This window comes from Cupriavidus basilensis (assembly GCF_029335485.1).
Lineage (GTDB): Bacteria > Pseudomonadota > Gammaproteobacteria > Burkholderiales > Burkholderiaceae > Cupriavidus > Cupriavidus basilensis_E.
The window spans coordinates 1-3789 of the sequence record NZ_JARJLM010000379.1; the positions used below are offsets into that span (position 1 = coordinate 1).

Below are 3789 nucleotides of genomic sequence, written 5' to 3' on the forward strand. Positions count from 1 at the left end.
GACGCGTTTGGGAGGATGTTGGCTACGAGGCTTGAACTGGCCGACTTCAGCAGGCAGCACTCGATTGGCCGTTCTTCCGGATGCTGCGAAGTTGAGGGCGGGCATCAACCCAGCAATCTTGTCCCGGTCGTGAGCTAAGCGCCGCCTTGACGGCATCGCGCCCAACTTTCTGCCTGGGTGAGCATACGACGCATGCCGGTCACTTTTCTCGTCGCCACGCACGGCTTCGGGATGCGCGTGCGCGATTTCTTCCGCGGCCCCAGCAGAGAACCCACAATCGCTGTGCGAATCCACTGCTTCCTCCATGGACCACATTGATGGGAAATTCGCAGCACTACCCGAGCCGTCACAAACAGTGTTTGGATGGGGAACTACAGATGGAAGCGGTCATCGAGTCCGAGCCGCGAGTCCTCGGTGCGTAGCGGTCCGACCAGTCCTCTTTCGCCCACGCACAGGAAGCGCGCGCGGGGATGACGGGCGGCAAGCTGAGCCGCCGCACGCAAGTACACGCGCTGGCCCCTGACATGGTTGTGTTAGTCGCTCTTATCGCGGCCGATCGTCTGGATCTTGTCCCAGATCTTTGCAGGATTGGGAACGTCGAGGCTGAAAATCGTTTCGAACGTGTCGGCAAGATGATCCGCGCTCGTGATGCGCTGTTCGCTGACGCCCTCTGCCGTCACGCTGCACAGGCAATCGTTCTTCAGGGCGACATAGCCATCCGAGGTATGCCGCAGGATCGCCAGCGCGTTCGTGAACGGCGAGCCGGGATCCTGCGTCAGCCAGCCAAGCGTGGCGGCTATGGTGGCCTCGTCGCTGTGATCGGGCCGGAAATCGAAGCTGTGCGCCATGCCGCGCGCATGGTTCCTGAAACGCAGCCAGCCGTCGTCTGACGGCATGATCGAAAAATCGAAGCCGCGCTGGCTGATCGGCCCGACGGCAAGCGGTACAGGCTCGACGATGGCGTCCGCCAAGCCGACCTCGGCAAGGTACGGGCTGTCGAGATCGACACGCAGGGTCAGATGGTTGCCGACGGCGTTGTCGCCCAGCGTTTCACGATTGACGCCGCCGCACAGGCGGGTCACGCGGAAGCCGAGTGCGGCGAGCGCCGCGCCGAACAGACCATTCATCTCGTAGCACCAGCCGCCGCGCTTGCCCTCCACCATCTTGGCGAAGGCGGCGGCCGGGGCGATCGAGGACGGCCATCCCATGAAAGCATCCAGTGCCTCCCAGGTGAAGGCCATGAGATGGGCGCGGTGAAGTTTCGACAGGCTGGCGACGTCGAGAGAAGCTGGCCGTCCGACCCCGATCCTTGCGAGATAGGCGTCCAGTTGGCCGGACGTCAGGGTCATTCCACTTTCGCTTGAAGAGGCGTGCGTCATGGTTCATTTTCCTTTCGATGGACTGGCAGGGCTCTTTATGAAGACCTTAGTACGAAGTCCTCGATTTCTGCCACGAGGCGTGCGGGCCCCGGGCCTTCCTCGGCAATGGCATGCCCAAGTGCCAACGCCCGCTCGGCGAAGCTCGGCTCGGAAAGGACGCGCCGCACGGCCTCGCCGAGCATTTGCGGAGGTGCCGAAGGGTCGAGGCGCAGGCCTGCGCCGTGATAGTCCACACGCGCGGCGTTGTCGTTCTGATCGCGCCCCATCGGAAGAACGACGAGGGGGACGCCGTGGCGCAGCGATCGCATGATCGTGCCGTGTCCGCCGTGGGTGACGACGGCGCGGGCCATGGTCAGGATGTCGTCATGCGCTGCATTGGCAAGAATGATGACATTCGCCGGCGATTGAAGGCGAAGTCCCTCAAGTGCTTTGCCAAGGGTGAGGACCACCTCGACCGGCTCCCCGGCCAGACCGGATATCACCCGCTGGAGCACGTCGGCCTGCCCCTGATTGGTGCTGCTGAACGATACGAGCACGAGTGGCCGTATCTCGCCCGCTGGTGGGCCCGCCCAGCGCTCGCGGGCCCAGCTCGGCATCTCCAGAAGCGGTCCTACATAGCGCACGCGGTCCGGCAGGCGCTCGGTGGGAAAGTCGAAGCTGCTGCTGGTGGCAAGGAGATGGCGGCCGGCGCTCAAGGGCTGCTCAAGGACATGGGCCAGCGGCGCGACGCCGAAATGAGCACGGGCGGCGTTGAGGCCAGGCAGGAAGCCGTCCCAGACCTGCTCGACCATTGCCGAAACCTCGGCGTCCCGCGCTCTGTCCGCCGCCGACCGGGCGGGCTGAAAGCCCGGACCGAAGGGCGGCTGTCCGGGAAGAGGCCAGACCGAAATGTTGGCTGCGAGCAGAGCCGTCGGAACTTTCGCAATTTCGCCCGCGAGGATGCTGCCGAACAGCAGATCCGAGCCGAGAAGGAAATCGGAGGGCTCCGCTGCCAGCGCTTCGAGAATATCCTCGGCATAGGCTTGCGCAGGCCCGACGAAGATCCGTTCGCACCATCTTTGAAAGCCGGCCATGGGATCGGCGATTTCCCAATCACGCACGAAGCAGCTTTCGGGTGAACGGTCCGGACGGTTCGGGGCGCGCTTCCATGGCAGGAAGCGAGCCCCCGCCTCGATCGCCTCCGCGCTCATCGTGTCGTCGGCGATGAGGCGCACGTCGTGGCCCCGGCCGGCGAGAGCGCGCACGGCCGCAAGTGTCGGCGGCACGTTGCCGCCGCCTTCCCAGCCGACCGCCAGGATGCGCAGATGCGGCCCCGCATCTGTCGTCTTCATCATTGCCTTGGTCCTTTCTTGATGGAGACTGGATCAGTTCTTCCCATCCTCGTGCAGCAGGCGCTCGATCGCCTGCGTCATGAGCCGGTGTGTCTGCGCCGCCGAATGTCTTTGCGCCCGACGCAGCAGATGCCAGATCCAAACATCGGTCTGGACCAACAACTGCGCGAGCCGATCCGCGCGGGGCTGGCCGTCGAGCTTGTCGAGCCAGCCCGTGAACATGTCTTCGATCCACTCGCGATGGCCTTTGCGTCCGCGATCGAGGACGGCGGCGAACTCGGGAATGCGCGCTTCCTGCCCGAGCGTCCGCACGATGATATCGCCGGTGCGTTCGTAATCGTCTATCAGGATCGTGACGATGTCGGCCACACTTTGGGCCGGCGAGCTCCAGCGCTGAGCCCGGATCGAGACATCCATCTGGGCCGCCATGGCGCTCAGCACGCCGGTCTTGCTGCCGAAACGCCGTATCACGGTTTGGCGGGTGGTGTCGGCCGCCGCGGCGATGTCGTCGAGAGTGATCTCATCGAACCAGCGCTCTTCGAGGAGCGCGATCAAGGCGGCGATGATCTGCTGCTCGGTATCCTGAACCGCGTTGGCGCGCGCCGACTGGCGATAGGTTCGCGTTGGCATGGTTGTCGCCCTCAATTTCATGTTACACATAGTAATGCGAAATCGAAGGGGATGTCAACGGGAGGCTGGCAACGCGCGCAGTTGCGACGTTGGGTTGTGTGTTTGCCGTGATTGCAGGATGGGCCTCGGCGTGAGATCGGCTCTAAGATGTGCGTCTCAGGCTGATGCGCTCTACGCGCTGTCCGTCGCCGGACACACAGCAGTATGCAACGGCGCTTGTAGAAAGCAGGGGGCGGCGGCCACACATCTGGATGATCCGCAGCACCTCGGCCGCGCACGCTGGCGCCGCCTTGTGCGCGCCCCAGGCGCAGATCACCAGCGAGCTGCGCCTGGGGCGTCCATGATGGCGCCGTCGTTCCGGTCAGCTCGGTCACCCAGCGGCGCTGAATGGGTCAGCAGCCCGTCCGGGTCCGTCGAGCGCAGCCGGAACAGTTTCACCACTTCCAGGC

General features: G+C 64.4%; 4 protein-coding genes. All 4 read right to left on the bottom strand.

Annotated features, from left to right (window positions below):
* Positions 1 to 306 (bottom strand): hypothetical protein (locus P3W85_RS22570; protein ID WP_276266421.1); only part of this gene is annotated, 306 nt, incomplete at its 3' end.
* 227 nt (positions 307 to 533) lie between these two features.
* Complete coding sequence (locus tag P3W85_RS22575) at positions 534 to 1379, bottom strand: arylamine N-acetyltransferase family protein (RefSeq protein WP_276266422.1); 846 nt, start codon at positions 1377 to 1379, stop codon at positions 534 to 536.
* A 35-nt stretch (positions 1380 to 1414) separates the two neighbouring features.
* A complete protein-coding gene (locus P3W85_RS22580) occupies positions 1415 to 2713 on the bottom strand; it encodes a glycosyltransferase (protein ID WP_276266423.1) in 1299 nt (432 codons plus the stop codon).
* A 30-nt stretch (positions 2714 to 2743) separates the two neighbouring features.
* The gene (locus P3W85_RS22585; protein WP_276266424.1) at positions 2744 to 3340 is read right to left on the bottom strand and encodes a TetR/AcrR family transcriptional regulator; all 597 of its coding nucleotides are present in this window, start codon (positions 3338 to 3340) and stop codon (positions 2744 to 2746) included.
* Positions 3341 to 3789 lie beyond the last annotated feature (449 nt).

Excerpts from the sequence above, each read along its gene's own strand:
- P3W85_RS22575 (WP_276266422.1), bottom strand. The coding sequence starts at position 1,379 with ATGACGCACGCCTCTTCAAGCGAAAGTGGAATGACCCTGACGTCCGGC.
- P3W85_RS22580 (WP_276266423.1), bottom strand. The coding sequence starts at position 2,713 with ATGATGAAGACGACAGATGCGGGGCCGCATCTGCGCATCCTGGCGGTC.
- P3W85_RS22585 (WP_276266424.1), bottom strand. The coding sequence starts at position 3,340 with ATGCCAACGCGAACCTATCGCCAGTCGGCGCGCGCCAACGCGGTTCAG.